General features: G+C 70.1%; 19 protein-coding genes. 12 read left to right on the top strand and 7 right to left on the bottom strand.

The window, feature by feature from the left end; genetic code table 11:
- The first annotated feature begins 14 nt into the window (after positions 1-14).
- The 5 genes from TSO5_RS26825 to TSO5_RS26805 all read left to right on the top strand — a co-directional run bounded on the left by TSO5_RS26825 (position 15) and on the right by TSO5_RS26805 (position 6,083).
- Positions 15-962 carry a branched-chain amino acid ABC transporter permease gene (locus tag TSO5_RS26825; RefSeq protein WP_109154483.1) on the top strand — a complete coding sequence of 316 codons (948 nt, stop codon included), beginning with the start codon at positions 15-17 and terminating at the stop codon, positions 960-962.
- Complete coding sequence (locus TSO5_RS26820) at positions 959-1,783, top strand: ABC transporter ATP-binding protein (protein WP_109154482.1); 825 nt, start codon at positions 959-961, stop codon at positions 1,781-1,783. Before TSO5_RS26825 ends, TSO5_RS26820 begins: the two co-directional genes overlap by 4 nt.
- A 14-nt stretch (positions 1,784-1,797) precedes the next feature.
- Entirely contained in the window at positions 1,798-2,502 is a 705-nt protein-coding gene (locus TSO5_RS26815; protein ID WP_109048004.1) for an ABC transporter ATP-binding protein, read from the top strand.
- 243 nt (positions 2,503-2,745) lie between these two features.
- Positions 2,746-3,396 carry a maleylacetoacetate isomerase gene (gene maiA / locus TSO5_RS26810; RefSeq protein WP_109154481.1) on the top strand — a complete coding sequence of 217 codons (651 nt, stop codon included), beginning with the start codon at positions 2,746-2,748 and terminating at the stop codon, positions 3,394-3,396.
- A gap of 155 nt (positions 3,397-3,551) precedes the next feature.
- Complete coding sequence (locus tag TSO5_RS26805; RefSeq protein WP_109154480.1) at positions 3,552-6,083, top strand: ATP-binding protein; 2,532 nt, start codon at positions 3,552-3,554, stop codon at positions 6,081-6,083.
- 9 nt (positions 6,084-6,092) lie between these two features.
- Here TSO5_RS26805 and TSO5_RS26800 read toward each other — a convergent pair whose 3' ends face one another.
- Entirely contained in the window at positions 6,093-7,040 is a 948-nt protein-coding gene (locus tag TSO5_RS26800; RefSeq protein WP_109154479.1) for a DMT family transporter, read from the bottom strand.
- Between the two features lie 219 nt (positions 7,041-7,259).
- Here TSO5_RS26800 and TSO5_RS26795 point away from each other — a divergent pair, with 219 nt between their 5' ends.
- The 3 genes from TSO5_RS26795 to TSO5_RS26785 all read left to right on the top strand — a co-directional run bounded on the left by TSO5_RS26795 (position 7,260) and on the right by TSO5_RS26785 (position 9,095).
- On the top strand, positions 7,260-7,835 hold the full coding sequence (locus tag TSO5_RS26795) for a hypothetical protein (protein ID WP_247870980.1): 576 nt from the start codon (positions 7,260-7,262) through the stop codon (positions 7,833-7,835).
- A gap of 38 nt (positions 7,836-7,873) precedes the next feature.
- Complete coding sequence (locus TSO5_RS26790) at positions 7,874-8,104, top strand: hypothetical protein (protein ID WP_109154477.1); 231 nt, start codon at positions 7,874-7,876, stop codon at positions 8,102-8,104.
- Between the two features lie 172 nt (positions 8,105-8,276).
- Positions 8,277-9,095: a cold-shock protein gene (locus tag TSO5_RS26785; RefSeq protein WP_109154476.1), complete on the top strand. Its 819-nt coding sequence runs from the start codon at positions 8,277-8,279 to the stop codon at positions 9,093-9,095.
- Between the two features lie 27 nt (positions 9,096-9,122).
- Here TSO5_RS26785 and TSO5_RS26780 read toward each other — a convergent pair whose 3' ends face one another.
- The 3 genes from TSO5_RS26780 to TSO5_RS26770 all read right to left on the bottom strand — a co-directional run bounded on the left by TSO5_RS26780 (position 9,123) and on the right by TSO5_RS26770 (position 10,638).
- Complete coding sequence (locus TSO5_RS26780; RefSeq protein WP_109154475.1) at positions 9,123-9,389, bottom strand: DUF2934 domain-containing protein; 267 nt, start codon at positions 9,387-9,389, stop codon at positions 9,123-9,125.
- A gap of 31 nt (positions 9,390-9,420) precedes the next feature.
- Positions 9,421-9,855 carry a CBS domain-containing protein gene (locus tag TSO5_RS26775; RefSeq protein WP_109154474.1) on the bottom strand — a complete coding sequence of 145 codons (435 nt, stop codon included), beginning with the start codon at positions 9,853-9,855 and terminating at the stop codon, positions 9,421-9,423.
- 111 nt (positions 9,856-9,966) lie between these two features.
- Positions 9,967-10,638, bottom strand: coding sequence for an NnrU family protein (locus TSO5_RS26770; RefSeq protein ID WP_109154473.1), 672 nt, complete (start codon positions 10,636-10,638; stop codon positions 9,967-9,969).
- 135 nt (positions 10,639-10,773) lie between these two features.
- Between TSO5_RS26770 and TSO5_RS26765 the strand changes: the two genes are divergently transcribed.
- From TSO5_RS26765 to TSO5_RS26755, 3 genes are all read left to right on the top strand, one after another.
- Entirely contained in the window at positions 10,774-11,424 is a 651-nt protein-coding gene (locus tag TSO5_RS26765) for a DedA family protein (RefSeq protein ID WP_109154500.1), read from the top strand.
- Positions 11,425-11,562: 138 nt separating this feature from the next.
- Positions 11,563-12,153: a DUF4398 domain-containing protein gene (locus TSO5_RS26760; protein WP_109154472.1), complete on the top strand. Its 591-nt coding sequence runs from the start codon at positions 11,563-11,565 to the stop codon at positions 12,151-12,153.
- On the top strand, positions 12,150-12,920 hold the full coding sequence (locus TSO5_RS26755) for an OmpA family protein (protein WP_109154471.1): 771 nt from the start codon (positions 12,150-12,152) through the stop codon (positions 12,918-12,920). The genes TSO5_RS26760 and TSO5_RS26755 overlap by 4 nt, the downstream gene beginning before the upstream one ends.
- A gap of 36 nt (positions 12,921-12,956) precedes the next feature.
- Here the strand turns inward: TSO5_RS26755 and TSO5_RS26750 are convergent, their stop codons facing one another.
- Positions 12,957-14,588: a phospholipase D-like domain-containing protein gene (locus TSO5_RS26750; RefSeq protein ID WP_109154470.1), complete on the bottom strand. Its 1,632-nt coding sequence runs from the start codon at positions 14,586-14,588 to the stop codon at positions 12,957-12,959.
- A 314-nt stretch (positions 14,589-14,902) separates the two neighbouring features.
- Here TSO5_RS26750 and TSO5_RS26745 point away from each other — a divergent pair, with 314 nt between their 5' ends.
- Positions 14,903-15,322, top strand: a complete 420-nt coding sequence (locus TSO5_RS26745; RefSeq protein ID WP_109154469.1) for a hypothetical protein — start codon at positions 14,903-14,905, stop codon at positions 15,320-15,322.
- Positions 15,323-15,474: 152 nt separating this feature from the next.
- Here TSO5_RS26745 and TSO5_RS26740 read toward each other — a convergent pair whose 3' ends face one another.
- Both TSO5_RS26740 and TSO5_RS26735 read right to left on the bottom strand, forming a co-directional pair.
- Positions 15,475-16,218, bottom strand: coding sequence for a gamma-glutamyl-gamma-aminobutyrate hydrolase family protein (locus TSO5_RS26740; RefSeq protein ID WP_109154468.1), 744 nt, complete (start codon positions 16,216-16,218; stop codon positions 15,475-15,477).
- 10 nt (positions 16,219-16,228) lie between these two features.
- Complete coding sequence (locus tag TSO5_RS26735; protein WP_109154467.1) at positions 16,229-17,278, bottom strand: amidoligase family protein; 1,050 nt, start codon at positions 17,276-17,278, stop codon at positions 16,229-16,231.
- Between the last annotated feature and the right edge of the window lie 329 nt (positions 17,279-17,607).

Raw genomic sequence — 17,607 nt, 5'->3', positions numbered from 1 at the left:
GGACAGTAGAACCGATGAACGCACTCCTTCACGGGCGGCTGACCGGCCTGCTGGCACTGGGCGCGGTGATCGCGGTCCTGCCGGCCTTCCTGCCCAACAACTTCTATCTCGACATCGCCATCCTGGCCGGCTTCAACGCCGTGGTCTGCGTCGGGCTGAACCTGCTGATCGGCTATGCCGGGCAGATCAGCCTGGGCCATGCCGGCTTCTTCGGCATCGGCGCCTATGCCTCGGGCGTGCTGGTCGGCGTCTATGGCTGGCCGCCGATCCTGGCGCTGCTGACCGGCGCCGTGGTGGTCGGGCTGCTGGCCTTCCTGGTCGCCAAGCCGATCCTGCGGCTGAAGGGCCATTACCTCGCCATGGCGACGCTCGGCATCGGCATTATCGTGTCGATCGTGCTGCGCACCGAAAGCGGCCTGACCGGCGGTCCCGACGGCATGATGGTGGAGCCGTTCAGGATCTTCGGCTTTGAGCTGTATGGCGAAAAGGTCTGGTACTGGGTGGTCGGCGTGCTGCTGGTCGGCGTGGTCTGGCTGTCCTTGAACCTGATCGACAGCCCGATGGGCCGGGCGCTGCGCGCCGTCCACGGGTCGGAGGTGGCGGCCGAGGTGGTCGGCGTCGACACCGCCCGCTTCAAGGTGCTGGTCTTCGTGGTGTCGGCGGTGTTCGCCAGCGTGGCCGGCAGCCTGTTCGCCCATTACGCCGGCCTGATCACCCCGGCCAAGGCCGACTTCTTCAAGTCGATCGAGCTGGTGACCATGGTGGTGTTCGGCGGCATGGCGTCGACCTTCGGCGCCGTCGTCGGCGCGGTGGTGCTGACCCTGCTGCCGCAGGCGCTGACGGTCTTCCAGGACTACCAGCAGATCGTGCTGGGCGGCATCCTGATGGCGACGATGGTGTTCATGCCAAAGGGCCTGCTCCCCACCCTGGCGGCGCTGCTCCCGGCGCGGAGGCGGGCATGAAGATGCTGGCGACCACCGATCTTTCCCCCGATACCACGTCGCAGGCCCGCCGCGTCGGCCCGCCGATCCTGAAGGTGGAGCATCTCAGCCGCGAGTTCGGCGGCGTGCTCGCCATCGGCGATCTGAGCTTCACCGTTGCGGCCGGCGACATCCATTCGATCATCGGGCCGAACGGCGCGGGCAAGACCACCCTGTTCAATCTGGTGACCGGCGTCTACAAGCCGTCGGGCGGCCGGGTGCTGTTCGACGGGGCTGACGTATCGGGCATGGCGCCCTACAAGCTGGCCGCCCGCGGCATGTCGCGCACCTTTCAGAACCTGCAGATCTTCTTCAACATGACGGCGCTGGAGAACGTCATGGTGGGGCGGCACCTGCACCTGAACACGCGGCTTCTGCCGGCCCTGTTCCGCTTTCCGTCGCTGGTGCGCAAGGACCGCGAGGCGAAGGACCGGGCGGCGCAGTTGATGACCGAGGTCGGGCTGGAGAAATACATCGACGCCGACGCGGCGGCGATGCCCTACGGCGCGCTGAAGCGGCTGGAGATTGCCCGTGCGCTGGCGTCGGAGCCGAAGCTGCTTCTGCTGGACGAGCCGGCGGCCGGCCTGAACGCCACCGAAAGCCGCGAGATCGACGAGGTCATCAAGACCGTCGCGGCGTCCGGCGTCACCATCATCCTGGTGGAGCACGACATGAAGATGGTGATGGGAATCTCCCACCGGATCACCGCCCTGAATCAGGGCCGCATGCTGGCCGAGGGCACGCCGCAGGAGGTGGCGGCCAACGCGGACGTCATCGCCGCCTATCTCGGCGCGGCACCGTGAGGGAGGCGCGGAGCATGCTTCTGGAGATCGAGGGACTCAACAGCCATTACGGCCGCATCCACGCGCTGAAATCGGCCAGCCTGACCGTGCGGGAGGGCGAGCTGGTGGCGCTGGTCGGCGCCAACGGCGCCGGCAAGACGACGCTGCTGCGCACCCTGTCCGGCGTCCACCCCGCCAGCAGCGGGCGCATCACTTTCGACGGCTGCGACATCACCCGGATGAAGGCGTCGCGCCGTGTCGCCGAAGGGGTGGTGCAGGTGCCGGAGGGCCGGCAGCTGTTCGGACCGCAGAGCGTGGAGGACAATCTCCGCCTCGGCGCCTACCGACGCGGCAGCGGCAAGCCGGACGACGACATCGACCGGCTGTACGAGATGTTCCCGGTGCTGAAGGTCAAGCGCGACCAGCCTGCCGGCACCCTGTCGGGCGGCCAGCAGCAGATCGTGGCCTTGGGCCGCGCGCTGATGGCGAAGCCGCGCCTGCTTCTGCTCGACGAGCCCAGCATGGGGCTGGCGCCGCTGCTGGTGGCGGAGATCTTCGACGCCGTGCAGCGGCTGAAGCGGGAGGGAACGACCATCCTGCTGGTGGAGCAGAACGCCCACGCCGCACTCGCCATCGCCGACCGCGGCTATGTGATCGAGACCGGCGAGATCGTGCTGAGCGACAGCGGCGCCGCGCTGTTGAGCAACGAGCGGGTGCGGCAGGCTTATCTGGGGCTGTGAGGGTTGGTAGAGTGTCGGCTGGCGAATGCCCCCTCCTTAACCCTCCCCCTCTTCGAGGGAGAGGGGACTGCCGCTGCTTTGCGATTGAACTCACGCCGCCAAGCATCCTGCCCCCTCTCCCGCGGAGCTCCAGCACAAAGCTATGCTTTGTGCTGACGCGACAGGCGGACCATAGGTCCGCTGAGAGCGGGGGAGGGATGGGGAGGGGGCAAAGCGCAGCATCAACCTAGCGGACACACACCCGTGAAACTCCACACTTACTTCCGTTCCTCCGCCGCCTATCGCGTGCGCATCGCCCTGAACCTGAAGGGGCTGGCGCCGGAGCAGGCCTTCGTCCATCTGCGCCGGGGCGAGCAGGCCAAGCCGCCCTATGCCGACCTCAACCCGGAGCATCTGGTGCCGGCGCTGGAGGTCGACGGGCCGGACGGGCACCATGTGCTGACCCAGTCGCTCGCCATCATCGAGTATCTGGACGAGACGCACCCGACCCCGGCGCTGCTGCCGGCCGATGCGCTGGGCCGGGCGCGGGTGCGGGCGCTGGCGCTGGCGGTGGCCTGCGACATCCATCCGCTGAACAACCTGCGGGTGCTGAACCATTTGAAGACGATGGGCCACAGCCAGGAGGAGGTCGACGGCTGGTACCGGCACTGGATCGCCATCGGGCTGACCGCGCTGGAGGCGCAGCTCGCGACCGATCCGCGCACCGGACGCTTCTGCCATGGCGACGAACCCGGACTGGCCGACATCCTGCTGGTGCCGCAGATGGCGAACGCCCGCCGGCTCGATTGCCCGCTGGACGGCTATCCCACCCTGCTGCGCATCGACGAGGCCTGCCGCGCCCTGCCGGCCTTCGCCGCCGCCGCACCCGCCCGCCAGCCCGACGCGGAGGCCTGATCCCCCCACACGAGACTTAGGTCCGCCTTTTGTCCCCGGCAGATCACATCCCCGCCCGTTGGTGTTAGCGGTTTCGCGACACCCTTCCGTGGTATAGAGCTAGCCGGAATTCGGGTGGGGACGGCGGCCGGACGATGTTGGGCAACTTTTCTTCGATGGCGTACGACCTTGCCGAGAACATTGCGGCAAGCGCCTTCGTCGTTCTCGCCTACACCTTCCTGATCCGCCGCTCCGACGGCTGGAGGCTGAACACCCGCCAGATCGTCTTCGGCGCGGTGATGGCGCTGACCGCCCTGTTCTCCATGGTCCATCCCATCCATATCGGGCCGGGCATCTTCATCGACGGGCGCACGCCGCTGGTCGGGCTCAGCGCCCTGTTCGGCGGCCCGCTGTCCGCCGCCATCACCGCCGCCACGGTCGCCGGCTACCGCATCTTCCTGGGCGGGGTGGGGATGGAGGCCGGCGTCGCCAACGCGCTGTTGTCCTTCCTGACCGGTGTCGGCTTCGCGATGTGGGTGAAGCGGCGTGGCGTGCTCCTCGGCGCCGTGTCGTTGCTGGGCTTCGGCCTGCTGCTGACGCTGGTGTCGCTGCTGACCCTGCTGCTGCTGCCGACCCTGGAACTGGCGCTGCAGGTGGGACAGCGCACCGCACCGCCGCTGCTGGCCATCGTTCCGTTCGGTACCCTGTTCCTGGGCGGCCTGCTGTTGCGCGAACAGCGCCAGCACGACGCCGAACGGCGGCTGGGGGAGAGCGAGGCGCGTTACCGCCTGCTGGCCGACAACGCCACCGACATGATCCTGGAGATGAAGGCGGACGGGGCGGTGCGCTACCTGTCGCCATCGGTGCGCGACATCCTGGGCCATGATCCGGCGGAGATCGTTGGCCGCGCGCCCGCCACCCTGCTGCACCCCGACGATGTGGAAAGCGCCGCGACGGCCTTCGCCGGCATGAAGGCGGGATCGCCTCCCGTCACCTTCACCCATCGGCTGCGCCACCGCGACGGCCATTACCTGTGGGTCGAATCCAGCATGCGCCCGACGGTGGGGGCCGACGGCGAGTTCGTGGTGGTCGGCGTCGTCCGCGACGTGACCGAGCGCAAGCGCTATGAGGAGGAGCTGTCCGCCGCCCGCGCCGAGGCGGAGGCGGCCAACCGCGTGAAGTCGGAGTTCTTGGCCTCGATGAGCCACGAGATCCGCACGCCGCTGAACGGCGTCATCGGCTTCGCCGACCTGCTGCTCGGCACCGACCTGTCGGCCGAACAGCGCCAGTATGTGGCGCTCCAGCGCGAGGCCGGGCGCGGGCTGCTGGCGATCATCGGCGACATCCTGGATTACTCGAAGATCGAGGCCGGCAAGCTGGAGCTGGAGGAGCGCGCCTTCGACCTGCACCGGCTGCTGCGCGACTGCCGCGACCTGATGAGCAATGCCGCCTCGCAGAAGGGGCTGCTGCTGCAGCTGTCGCTGGGCGGCACCGTGCCGCGTTTCGTCCATGGCGACGAGGCGCGCATCCGCCAGATCCTGCTGAACCTCGTCGGCAACGCGGTGAAGTTCACCGAGCGCGGGTCGGTTCTGGTATCGGCCGGGCTGCTGTCGGCGGAGGACGGCGAGGGGGCTCCGGTCCTGCTGCGCTTCTCCGTCAGCGACACCGGCCCCGGCATCGCGTCGGCCGAACAGGCCAACCTGTTCCAGCGCTTCAGCCAGGGCGACCGGTCCACCACCCGGCGCTATGGCGGCACCGGGCTCGGCCTCATCATTTCGAAACAGCTGTCGGAGCTGATGGGCGGGCGGATCGGCGTGCAGAGCAGTCCGGGCGTCGGCAGCACCTTCTGGTTCGAACTGCCGCTGCCGGTCGCCGCCGCGCCGGGGCTGGCCACCGAACGCCGGGAGGCCGCGGCGACGCGCTGCGCCCGCATCCTGCTGGCCGAAGACGTGCCGATGAACCAGATCGTCACCTCCTCCATCCTCTGCAAGGCCGGCCATACGGTCGAGGTGGTGGAGGACGGCGTCCTGGCGGTCGAGGCGATGCGCAAGGGCGATTTCGACCTTGTCCTGATGGACATGCAGATGCCACGCATGGACGGCTTGCAGGCAACCGCGGCGATCCGTCAGCTTGGCGGACGGCGGGGTGCCGTGCCCATCATCGCACTGACCGCCAATGCGTTGACCGATCAGCTGCAGCTTTGCCTGGATGTCGGCATGAACGACCATGTGACCAAACCGATCGAGCGCGACACCCTGCTGTCGGCGGTCGACCGCTGGCTCGACGCCGGGGCGGAGGACGCCCTGGACGACGCGGCCGTGCTGGCCGGAGTGGCTCCGGTTTCCGACAGTTCGCCGGTGCTGAACTTGGCAACGCTGGACACGCTGGCCCAAACGCTGGGCGCCGAGGTGCTGCCGCGCTTCGTCAACGGAACGCTGGCCGAACTGGCCCTGCGCGCCGACCGCATCAGCGAGGCGGAGACGGCGAAGGCCGCGGCGGCCGACGCCCACGCCATGGTGTCGCTGGCCGGCAATGTCGGCTTGCTGGACCTGTCGCGCATCGCCCGCAAGCTGCAGCATGCCTGCGAGCAGGATCGGCCGGACGCGCCGATGCTGAAGGCCGAGCTGCGCGATGCCGTCAACCGCGCCTCCGCCGCGCTTCAGGCGGCGCTGCCCACCTTGGGCGTGGCGGTGGAGACGGCGCGCTGAGGCCGCTGCTTACCGATTGACGATCAGGGCAACTCCGGCCACGGCGACCGCGGCGCCGAGCCAGGCGCCCAGCGCCGGGCGCTGACCCGTCAGCAGCCACATCATCGGCAGGATCAGGACGGGGCTCAGGGCCGACAGGGTGGCGACCACCCCGGCATTGCCGTGTGCCAGCCCGACCAGCAGCAAGGTCATCCCCAGCCCGACGCCCAGCAGCCCGTTGCCGGCGATCTGCAACATCAGCTTCGGCGTCAGCCCGCGCGGCAACAGCAGGCCGCCCAGCATCCCACCGAACATTCCGCCGGGCAGCCCGCCGCCTGCCGCCGCACCGCCGCCGCGGATCGCCGACAGGGCGCCGATCGCCGTGAACATCAGCGCCGCCGTGGTGACCCGCACCGCGGCCGAGGCGATCGGGTCGGCGCCCGCCGCCATCACCGGCTTGGCGATGATCGAGCCGGCGGCCTGTCCGACCGCCGCCAGCAGGCAGACCGACACGCCGGCCAGCAGGCTGCCCTGGATCGCCTCCCAGCTGTGGGTGGAGCCGGAACGCAGAGCCACCGCCAGCATCACCCCCAGCGTGACCAGCGCCACGCCCAGGACGGTCCAGGGCCCCAGCGCCTCTCCCAGCAGGGCATAGGCGAGCAGGGCGGTCAGCGGCGCGTTGGCGGCGTAGATCACCACGTTGCGGCGCGGTCCCAGCCGGCTGAGCGACCAGAACAGCGCCATGTCTCCCACCACGATCCCCAGCAGACCCGACAGAGCCAGCGTCAGCGCCGATCCCGTATCCAGCGTCTGCCAGCCGCCCATCAGCGTCGTGGCGATCAGCAGAGCGGTGGCGACGATGGTCAGCCGCACGCGGTTGAAGGCGATGGAGCCGAGCACCCGCACCGGTCCGATGGCGATCAGGCCGCCCGCGGCCCAGCACAGCGCCGCGCCCAGCGCGGCCATGTTGGCGATCATGATGGAAATACGGACCGTATGTTTGGAGATGGGGGAGCAGGAGGACCAGCACTCTACAGCCGCCGCACGCTGCCCGCGAAATGAGCAAGATGCATGGCCGGGCCGATCTTCCGTCCGTCCGCCGGAACCGCGCCCCTCCCCCCGCCGTTGATTCGGTCGGAACACGCCTCTTGTGGCATAGCCGATCCGAGGAGCACGCGACCGATGCGGACAGATTTCATGAGGCTTGGCACCGTCGCCCCTGTCGTCCCCGTCGCCCTCGTCTTGGCGGCCGGGTTTCTCACCATCCAGCCGGCGGCGGCCCAGACGGGAGGAGCGGCCCCCGCGGGCTGCGCCGCGATGGTGGAGCAGTTCGCCGCCGACCAGGGCCTGTCGACCGAACCGCCGCCGGTCGCCGTTCCCGGCACCGGCGCGCCCGGCCTGTCCGGCTCCTCGCCGCGCGACGAGCAGGGGTCGGGCGTCAGCAGCGGAGAGCTGGCGCAGTCCGGTGGCATGGTGGCGCCGCCCGCCGTCGGCGATCAGGCGGTGATCGAACCGCCGGCCATCGGCAGCAACATGCCGACCGCCCCCGCGGTCAGTCCGCAGGCCAATTCGCGCGCCACGCCGGACAGCGGTCCGGGTGGTTCAGGCGGGGGCGACGGGCTGATGGGGCAGGCGGCGCGGAACGCCCAGCTGGAATCGCTGGTGACCGCCGCCCGCAGCGCCGCCCGCGACGGCGACGAGACCCGCTGCATGAACAGCCTGAACGACGCCCGCCGCCTGTCGCGGACCGCCCCCGGCGGCCATGGCGGCTGACGGAGCCGGTTGCCCTGAACAGTGTCGAGGAGCGATGCATGACCTTCAGTCTTGGACCCTTTCCGCCGGCACCGCCGCGCGAGCCGTCCGTACCCGACGAGCCGATGCCGGTGCCGGGCGATCCGTCGCGCCCGCCGCTGGGGGAGCCGCCGGGGCCGATCCCCGTTCCGCCGCGTGAGCCGCCGCCGGCACCCGACCGTCTGGCCCCGGATCAGTTGGCCTCAGACCAGTTGCCCCCAGACCAATTGATGGACCGACTGATGGGCTGACGCCCGCCCGTGTGACGTCACTTGTGTGATTTCATGGCCCGTCCGGCTTATTCGGAGCGGTCCCGACTTGCCAAGAGCGCCCGGACGGGCGATTTGTCAGGGGTTGGCGTCCACCGGTCCATAGATGGGCTGGCAAGGGCGCCGCTTCTGTTTGCCGGAGTTCGGGTTTCCCATGCACAATCAGCCGCCCCGCAGCCACGTCTATCGCCAGCCCAACGTCGTCGCCACCCAGGTGACGGCCACCGTGAAATGGTTCAACCCCGAACGCGGCTACGGCTTCGTCAAGGTCGGCGACAGCGGCAAGGACGCCTTGCTGCCGGCCTCGCTCGTCGTGCCCGCCGGCCACACCACCCTGCCGGACGGCGCCACCGTCGTCGTCGACATCGTCGAGGACCGCAAGGGCCAGCAGGTCAGCGTCCTGCATTCCGTCGACCTCTCCACCGCCGCTCCCGCCCGCCCGCAGGCGCGCGACCGCGGCTTTGGTGATCGGGGCGGCGACCGGGGCGGTGAGCGCAGCTTCGGCGACCGTGGGAATCGCGGGTTTGGCGATCGTGGGCCCGGTGATCGTGGGCCCAGTGATCGCGGATTTGGGGCGCGCCGCGATGCCGGCGGTCCGCGTGAGCGCAACTTCGGCGACCGCAATTTCGGTGACCGGGGCGGCGACCGTGGCGGCTTCCAGGGCCGTGGGCCGGATCGGGGCTTCCAGGATCGTGGTCAGGATCGCGGCTTCCAAGACCGGGGCCAAGACCGGGGCCCGCGCCCGCCGCAGGCCAGCGGCCCGACCAGCGAGGTGGGCGCGACCGTGAAGTGGTTCAACGGCGGCAAGGGCTATGGCTTCGCGCAGCCCGACGACGGCGGTCGCGACGTCTTCATTCCCGCCCGTGCGCTGGAAAGCGCCGGCCTGCGCGGCCTGGACGACGGGCAGCGCGTGCGCATGACCGTCCGCCAGGGCGAAAAGGGGATGGAAGCGGTCAGCCTCAAGATCGAGTGACCGCTTCCCCCGCTTCAATGCCGGCCGTCAGCTGTCCGACGGCACCGAGGACTGGCCCAGATGCGCCGCCGCTTCCCGCTGGTTGCGGGCGGCGACGTCATCCGGGACCGCCAGCCCGGCTTCCGGGCTGTTGACATGGGGGCCGCCGGAATTGCGGCGGTCCTCCTCCTCGATCTCGCGGGCGGCCTGCGCCCAATGGTCGAGATGGCGGTGGTCGGGCCGCCCTTCCTGTTCCCAAAGCTGATAGGCCCGTTCACGGACCCGCGGGTCGTTGGGACCCAGAGTGTGTTCCATGATGGTCGGCTCCAGTTGCTGAAGGGGCTGGTCAGGTCCGGTCCGGCTGGGAGGGGGAGGAAATCCGTTCCAGCGCGTCCTGAACCGCGCGGTCGTTCTTGGCATCGGTGGCAAGGTCGCCCAGCGAGACGATGCCGGTCAGCCGGTCGTTGCGGTCCACCACCGGCACCCGCCGGACCTGCTGGCCGGCCATCAGTTCGGTCACGCTGCCGACCGGGTCGTCCTCGTAGCAATAGCGCGGGTTGGCGGTCATCACCTCCGACACCTTGCAGCGGTCGGGCTGCTTCCCGGCGGAAATCGCCCGGACGGTGATGTCGCGGTCAGTCACCACGCCGATCAGATCCCGCCCGTCGCAGACGGGAAGGATGCCGACGTTCAACTGGTCCATCAATTGCGCGGCCCGGCGGATGCTCTCGTCGGGCCGTACCGTCTGCACGTCGCGGGTCATGATCTCGCGGATTTTCATGCGGGAGCTTCCTGGAACAGTGGCGGAGGGCACGGTGTCGTCGGGCACAGTGGCGCCGGGGCGCGGTACTCCTGTCCCGTCCTCAACAGATGCGCCGGTCCGCCGTCCCGCTCAACCTATCCAGTAGAGTGGATCCACCCCGAAGAGCAGGGGGTGCAGCATCAGCATGCCCCCATAGGCGGCAAGCCCGCCGGCCAGCCGCGCCGGTCCCATCTCCGCCAGTCCGCGCAGCGCCCCGCGCCAGCCCTGCGGTCCCGCCAGCGGCAGCAGCGAGGTCTCCGCCCGGAAGGCGCGGCCGCCGGGGCTGCGGCGCAGCACGACCTCGTTCTTCACCAGCGCGAACAGGGCGATGGCCGCCATGGTGCCGAACAGCAGCACGCGGCGCCCATCGCCGGTGGCGTTCAGATGGGCCAGCGCCCACAGCAGCAACGCCAGGCTGCCCGGCGCGCGGGTCAGGCGGTAGATGCCGCGGGGCGGGTTGGGCTCGCTCTGGCTGCCGAAGCGGGTGGTGACGCGGGCGACCAGAAGCAGGAAGACGATCGGCATCACCACGGCGACCAGCGGAGCCGCCCAGTCGAAGGGGGTGAACACCACCTCCCCGCCGTCGGCGGCACGGTAGGCCAGCACGAACAGGGCCAGCGTCACCAGAGAGCCGACGGAATGGATCGTCGCAAAGCCGCCGCGGCCGAGCCGGGCGATCAGGGCGGGCCGCACCCCCGGCCAGGACGGCAGGGCATGGCTGAGGAACAGCAGGGCGGCGGCGAGGGTGAGGGATGCGGTCATGATGGAGACACTAAACCGTGGACGAACGGCACTCGCCTTGATTGGAGTCAAGAAGACGGGAAATGGGGAACGACCGCAAGGCTCGCGCGGTTCACAGGTGGAGAACCGGCTCATCCCCCGACCCTTGTGGACACCATGACCGAGTGGATCATCCAGATCGTGCAGCAGTTCGGCTATCTCGGCATCTTCCTGATGCTGATCCTGGCCCGCGTGCTGCCGCCGGTGCCGGCGGAGACGGTGATCCCGCTGGCCGGCATGGGCGCCGCGACGGGGGAGTTCAACCTGCTGCTGGTGGCGCTGGCCGCCGGGGCGGGATCCGCCGTCGGGGAGCTGGTGTGGTATCTGCCGGCGCACTGGATGGGGCGCGAGCGGTTCGAGGCCTTCTTGCGCCGCCATGGCCATTGGCTGACGGTGAAGCCGGAGCAGGTCCACCGCGCCACCGAATGGTTCGCCCGGCGCGGCGGTCTCGCCGTGCTGCTGTGCCAGCCGCTGCCAGGGCTGCGCACGCTGATCTCCGTTCCCGCCGGGGCCTGCGGGCTGCCGATGGGGGTGTTCCTGCTCTATGCCGCCGCCGGTGCGGCGCTGTGGTCGCTGGTGCTGGCCGCCACCGGCTATCTGGTGCGGGTGGGCTTCCCCTGGATCGCCGACTGGATGGTGCCGGCGACGCTGGTGCTGTTCATCGTCCTGCTGGGCACCTATGTGCTGCGGCTGGTCCGCCATCGCCGCGAGAATCGTCGGGAGGGGCGCCGGGCGGCGCAGAGCGGCGTTTCGCGCGGTGGCGGCTGAGTTCCTGCGGAACCTTCACCCCGCCTTGCGCGTTTGAGGCGCGAGACATCCCCGAAAGGACATGGACCAGAAGGACATAGCCTTCCGGCCAGACCCCCGGTTTCCGGCGTGAAGCCCGATCCGAAAGGAACCGATCCGATGACCCGCAAATCCGCGAACCCGATCCGGTGGCGAGCCGCCGCCGTGCTGTCGGCGGCGCTGGGCATGGCCGCCTGCGCCTCCGACGTGCCGCCGCCCACCGCCCAGCTTGGCGCCGCATCCCAGGCGGTGCAGGAGGCCGAGCGCGCCAACGCCCTGCAATACGCTCCCGTTGCGCTGCAGAGCGCCCGTGACAAGCTGGCCTCCGCCGACAAGGCGATGCGGGCCGACGAACGCACCCGCGCCCGCCGTCTGGCCGAGGAGGCCCGCGTCGATGCCGAACTGGCGACGGTGACCTCGCAGCGCGCGGTGACGCAGCAGGCCGCCACCGCGGTGGCCAAGTCCGCGATTCCCAACGCCCCGCAATCGGCTGCCGCGCCGAACAGGGCGCCGGTCTACAGCGGGTCGAGCTATGGCACGTCCGGTTACGGCGATTCCAACCTGAGCGGCTCCAGCTACGGGGCTCCGGCCGCCGTTCCGAATGCCGTTCCGCCTGCCGCTCCGCCCGCGCCGGCCGGCTCCCTCGGCACCATTGGCGGCACGAGCGGCGGCAACAGCTGGGGCTACAGCTATCCGGAGGTGCGTCAATGACCGCGTTCGCTCCCCGCACCATCCTCGTGCTGGCCGGGCTGGGCCTCGGGCTCGCCGGTTGCGCCACCCAGCCGACCGACAGCGCCGCCCTGACCCAGGCGCGCCAGGACTACAGCCTCGCCGCCGCCAACCCGCAGGTCGCCGGCAACGCTCCGCTGCAGCTGCGCGACGCCGAGCAGGCGCTGCGCCGGGCCGAGGCGATGCGCGACCAGGGCGCCGACGCCGCCGAGGTCGACCACCAGGCCTACATCGCCAGCCGCCGGGTGCAGATCGCCCAGGAGACGGCCGGGGTGAAGGGCGCCCAGACCGTGGTCGCCAACGCCGACACCTACCGCCTCCAGGCCCGCAACACGGAGCTTGAGCAGCAGCTGCGCGACCTGCAGGCGCAGCGGACCGAGCGCGGGCTGGTCATGACGCTGGGCGACATCCTGTTCGCCACCGGCCGGGCGGAGCTGACCCCCGGCGCCTATGACCGGGTCGACCGGCTTGCCCGCTTCCTGCAGGCGCAGCCCGGCCGCACCATCCGGATCGAGGGCCACACCGACAACACTGGCAGCGACGCCACCAACCTGCGCCTGTCGGAGGCCCGCGCCAACGCCGTCCGCGACGCGCTGACCGCCCGCGGCGTCTCGCCGTCCCGCATCGTTACCCAGGGGATGGGTGAGGCGCAGCCGGTCGCCAGCAACAGCAACGACGCCGGCCGCCAGCAGAACCGCCGCGTCGAGATCGTCATCTCCGACGACGGCAGGGTGGCGGAGACGCGGTAAGCGTCAGCCACTCCTACCCAGGCCCCCGCGCCGGCGTCAGTCGCGCGCGGGGTGTTTTTTTGCCCGCATGGAGCGGAAGACTCCCCAGGCTCCGGTGGCCAGACCGACCGTCAGCAACGCGGCGGCGCCGGCGCGCAGGGCGGAGCGCGGCGGCAAGGGCAGGCGCTTCCACGGAGCCCAGGCCTCGTTCGGGTCGTCCGGGTCGGCGATGCGCAGAGCGGCGAAGGCCTGTTCGGTCAGGCTGGGATCGCTGGCCGGCAAATCCGCCAGCCGCCGCCCGGACGGCCGGCGCAGCCGGTCGATGGCGCCGACCACGCTTCCGGTCTTCGCAATCTCCGCTTCAAGCCGGTCCTGCCCGATGCCCAGATGCTCGGCGAGCAGGCGGTTGCGCACACCCTCGATGGCGGCCTTCGCCCGGTCCCGTTCCGGTCCGTCCTCCTGCGGCGCTTCGATGGTCAGGTCGCATTCGGTGTCATAGCCCATCGACCGGTTGTTCAGGTTGGACGAACCGATGCGCAGCAGCCGGCCGTCGACCGCCACCACCTTGGAATGGACGATCACCGGCCGGCCCTGTTCCGTCACCGGGGTCAGGGCGCGCAGCCGGCCGAAGCGGTCGGCCTCGCGCAGGCAGCGCAGGGCGACCGCGCGCGGCGTGTCCATCGCCATGCGGTCGAACCAGCTCGGGCTTTCCATCGACACCACCAGCACCACCTCCGGCCCGTCGGGTTCGGCCAGGCGGCGGGCCAGCGCCTCGGCGACGCGGGCGGAGGCGAAATACTGGTTCTCCAGATAGATCGTCCGCTCCGCCGCGGCGATGGCGGCAAAGGTCAGCGCCTCGCTCTCGCGGATCGCCGGATGGCCGTCGGTTGCCGGCACGGTGCGCGACACGCCGACCTGCGCGTCGGTCAAGACCGGGTGGGCGCAGTCGGGCAGGGGGCAGTCCGGCCAGGGATCATGATCGAAGGACTCCAGACCGGGCGGAGGGCAGGGCTCCAGCGCCTCGCCGGTGGCACTGCGCCAGCGCTCCCGCGCCAGTTCGCCGAGCGCGCGGGCGGCATCGCCGTCGACCATCATCATCACGTCGTGGCGCGGGCCATAGGGTTCGCCGTTCGGACAGAGGCGGCGCGGGTCGTCGTCGCGATGCTCCGACGTGTCCCAGCGGTCGAAGGAGAAGTCGATCCCGCCGCAGAAGGCCAGCGCATCGTCGATCACCAGCAGCTTCTGGTGCTGGGCGGCGCCGACCGGCAACTCGCCGTCCAGCCGGGCGGTCAGCCGGCGGCCGGTGCTGCGGTCCAGCCGTTCCAGCGGTTCGTGCGGGTGGTCTAGCGCGATGGGAAAGGGCATGTCCCATTTCAGCGCCCGCACATGCAGGCCGGGACGCGACCGCATCAGCCGGGCGAGGAAGCGGCCCAGCGTCTCCCGGCTGTCGGGATCGAGGCGCATGCGCGGGTCGATGTCCCAGCCGACCAGAAGGATCGACTGCCGCGCCCGCTCCATCGCGGCGCGGGCGGCGACGAAATAGTCGGCGCCGTCGACCAGCACCGCCACGCGCCCGGCCCGCTCGGTCCGCCAGCAGGTGAGGCCGGGGCGGAGCACCGGGCCGGTTGCCGGCGGTGGCGGCCCAGGCTCGGGAGCATCGGCGGGAAGGGCGGAGGAGTTGAGCTTCATCGGGGCACGTCGGGATTGTGGGCGGCGGGGGACCGTCCGCCTCGCGGCTTGAACCCCGGTGCAGGTCCGTTGTTCCCGCATGGGCGGCTGGGCTTCCGTATCTCGCCGAAGGAGACCCGTGCGGTACGCTTTTGCCGCAGGCTTCCAAAAAAAGAAAAGGCGAAGACCGAAACCAAGTTCGTGCTGCCCTGTTCTAAACCGGTGAAAGACGCGAGGCACACGCCGGAAGTCGCGAAGCGGCTCGAGGCGCGACGTTCGCCTCATTTTGAAAGACGCCCGAATGCGAGGCGTTGCCACCATGAAGGAGTTCGAGGATGCGTAACCTGATGATCGGCGCCGTTTCTGCGGTTCTCCTGATGGCCGCACCGGCCATGGCCCAGACGGCTCAGTCAGAGAGCCCCGGCGCCGTCAAGAGCAGCGGCGCCTACGACACCGCCCCGAGCACCAGCAGCGGCTACACCGGGCCGGACGGCGTCGTCCGCACCACGCCGGGCGCAACCACCTCGCCGTCGGCCGGTTCCTCGACCGGCGGTGTGGACATGCCGGGCACGTCCGGTTCGTCGGGCACCTACAGCAACGGCTCGGGTTCGTCGATGCCGGGCGTGACCACCGCGCCGTCGGGCATGGGCAACAACACCGGCAGCAACATTCCGCGCGACAACCAGACCGCCACCGGCACCCACTGCCCGCCGGGCACCCCGAACTGCGGCCCGGACCAGGGCGGCAGCCAGTAACCGTCCGCATCGCGGCAGTCACCGCGGGCGCCCCGGAGCCATCCCTCCGGCGGCGCCCGCGTCGTTTTGGGCATGTCGAACGGGCATGAGAGACCGGGAAGGGCGATGCGACGCAAGCGCGCCGTCAGCTGCGCGCCGTCAGCCGCCCACCGTCAACCGGATGCGCGGACTGAACGGCGGGGCGGAACCTCGACGAAATCGTCCAGCGGAGCGGTGCCGGCGGCGGTGGCGACCAGACGACGGAACAGCGCCTGCTGGCGGTTGTCGGCGACCAGATATTCCGGATGCCATTGCACGCCGATCAGGAAGGGTTCGTTCGGCGCCTCGATGCCCTGGACGACGCCGGCCCGTTCGCGGGCGACGACGCGCATCCCGTCGCCGACACGGTCCACCGACTGGTGGTGCAGGGCGTTCACCCGGCATTCGGCGATGCCGAGGATGCGGTAGAGCCGGCTGTCCGGCTCGATCCAGATGCGCTTGCGCGGCAGCACGGTGCGCATGTGCGGCGCCTCCTCGTACACCTCGTGGATGTCGACGTGGAGCGAGCCGCCGCGGTGGACGTTGATCATCTGCGAACCGCGGCAGATGCCCAGCACCGGCAGCGCGATCTTCGCCGCGCAGTCCAGCGCCCGCATCTCCAGCCGGTCGCGTTCGGGATCGATGCGGATTTGCGGGCGGGCGGATTCGCCGTAGAGCGAGGCGTCGATGTCGTCGCCACCGCCGACCACCAGCGCGTCCAGCCGGTCGATGGGAAAGGGTGTGTCGGCCGTGATGCGGACCGACGAGGCACCGGCCCGCCACAGGGCCAGCCGGTTGGCCATGGCGGCGATGCGGCTGCCATGGATCGAGGCGGTGATGCCGACCAGCGGCCGGGATCTGCCGACGATGGATGCCATCCCGATCCCCTCAGCCCGCCTGACGGGCGGAGTCGTCCAGGGCGCCGTTCTGGCCGGCGGCCCCGTCCGGATTCGAATTGCCCAGAGTCGAATTGCGCAGGGCCGGATTGGCAGCGAGCAGGACGTCGATGCGTTCGGCCCAGCCGTCCAGCTGCTGCGCCTCGGCCGCCCGCCGGTAATCGGTGCCGAGACCGTCCAGCAGGGCGCGGTCGGTGGCCAGCCGCTCCACCGTCACCCAGCGGTTCCAGTCGGCGGCGAGCGACCAGCCGGGGTCGCTGAGCCGCGCGTTGGGCAGCCGGTAATGGAAGGTCGGGCGCGGGCGGATATGCGGATCCTGCATCGCCGCGGCCAGCCGGTCGCGGTCGAGATGGGCGAACAGCGGGAACAGGTCCAGCTCGCGGTTGCGGGTGGGGTTGTCGGCCAGATAATCGTCGATCAGCCCGCCGAGATCGGGACGGTATGCCGGATCGACCACCTTGGCGGCATACGGTGTCGGGAAGGCGGCGATGAAACCTGACAGCCGCCGGGTGACGTCGACCCGGATCTCCCGCCGCAGCCAGGGGGCCAGCAGCAGGAAGGCCTTTAGCGTGTCCAGCAGGTAGTCGGCGTCGGTCCGCGCCACCTCCGGATTGAAATGCAGGCCGAAGGCGAAAAGCGGGCTGGCCTCCGTCCCGGCGGCGCCCAGCGCGCGCAGGCGGGCGACCATCTCCTCCAGCTCCGGCATCTGCTCCACCGTCACCGGCGGCGCGGCGATCTCGAAGGGCATCACCAGGCTGCCGATGTTGCCCCACAGCGGACGCAACGGGTCGAGCATCGCCGCTCCCCCCTTGCCGCTGTGGGCGGAGCGCATGTCCAGCTCCACCGTGAAGTCGCCGAGCCGGGTGCCCGTCACCAGACATCGGTGCGGGTTCTCGACGGCGACCGTCCCGCCGAACAGCCGGTTCACGCAGGCTGCGGCCGACGGCGCATCCAGGTCGGCGAATTCAAGTTCCACCCCCACACGGCGCGGCGTGCCCTGGGGAGTGGTGCGGAGCGGGGGGAGGAGGAAGGGTGTGGTCATTGCAAGCCTTCAACAGCGCATTCCGCACGCTGTTCCCTGACCGGAACCTTGGCGCAAATTCGGGGCGGGAGAAGTTGCGGATCATCGCGCAGGTGAGGAATCAGGGCAGAAACGCGGGCATACCCCTTTCGACAATAGCCGTCCGATGGTGGTATGTTTGGAGTTTAGATATTAATGTCGCTCGATTACCGGCACTTTAGAGAAAATATGCCGACTTTCGTTCATGTCCTTCCGTTTATGCTGTGCTGCAGTTCTCTAAATTAACCGGCGCTTAACCATAAGTGCGTTAGCGATAGACACACGGCACGGTGGCGCATCTGGTGTTCCAT

The organism is Azospirillum sp. TSO5 (genome assembly GCF_003116065.1).
In the GTDB taxonomy this organism is placed as follows: domain Bacteria; phylum Pseudomonadota; class Alphaproteobacteria; order Azospirillales; family Azospirillaceae; genus Azospirillum.
This window is presented reverse-complemented; position numbering and strand designations above follow the sequence as displayed.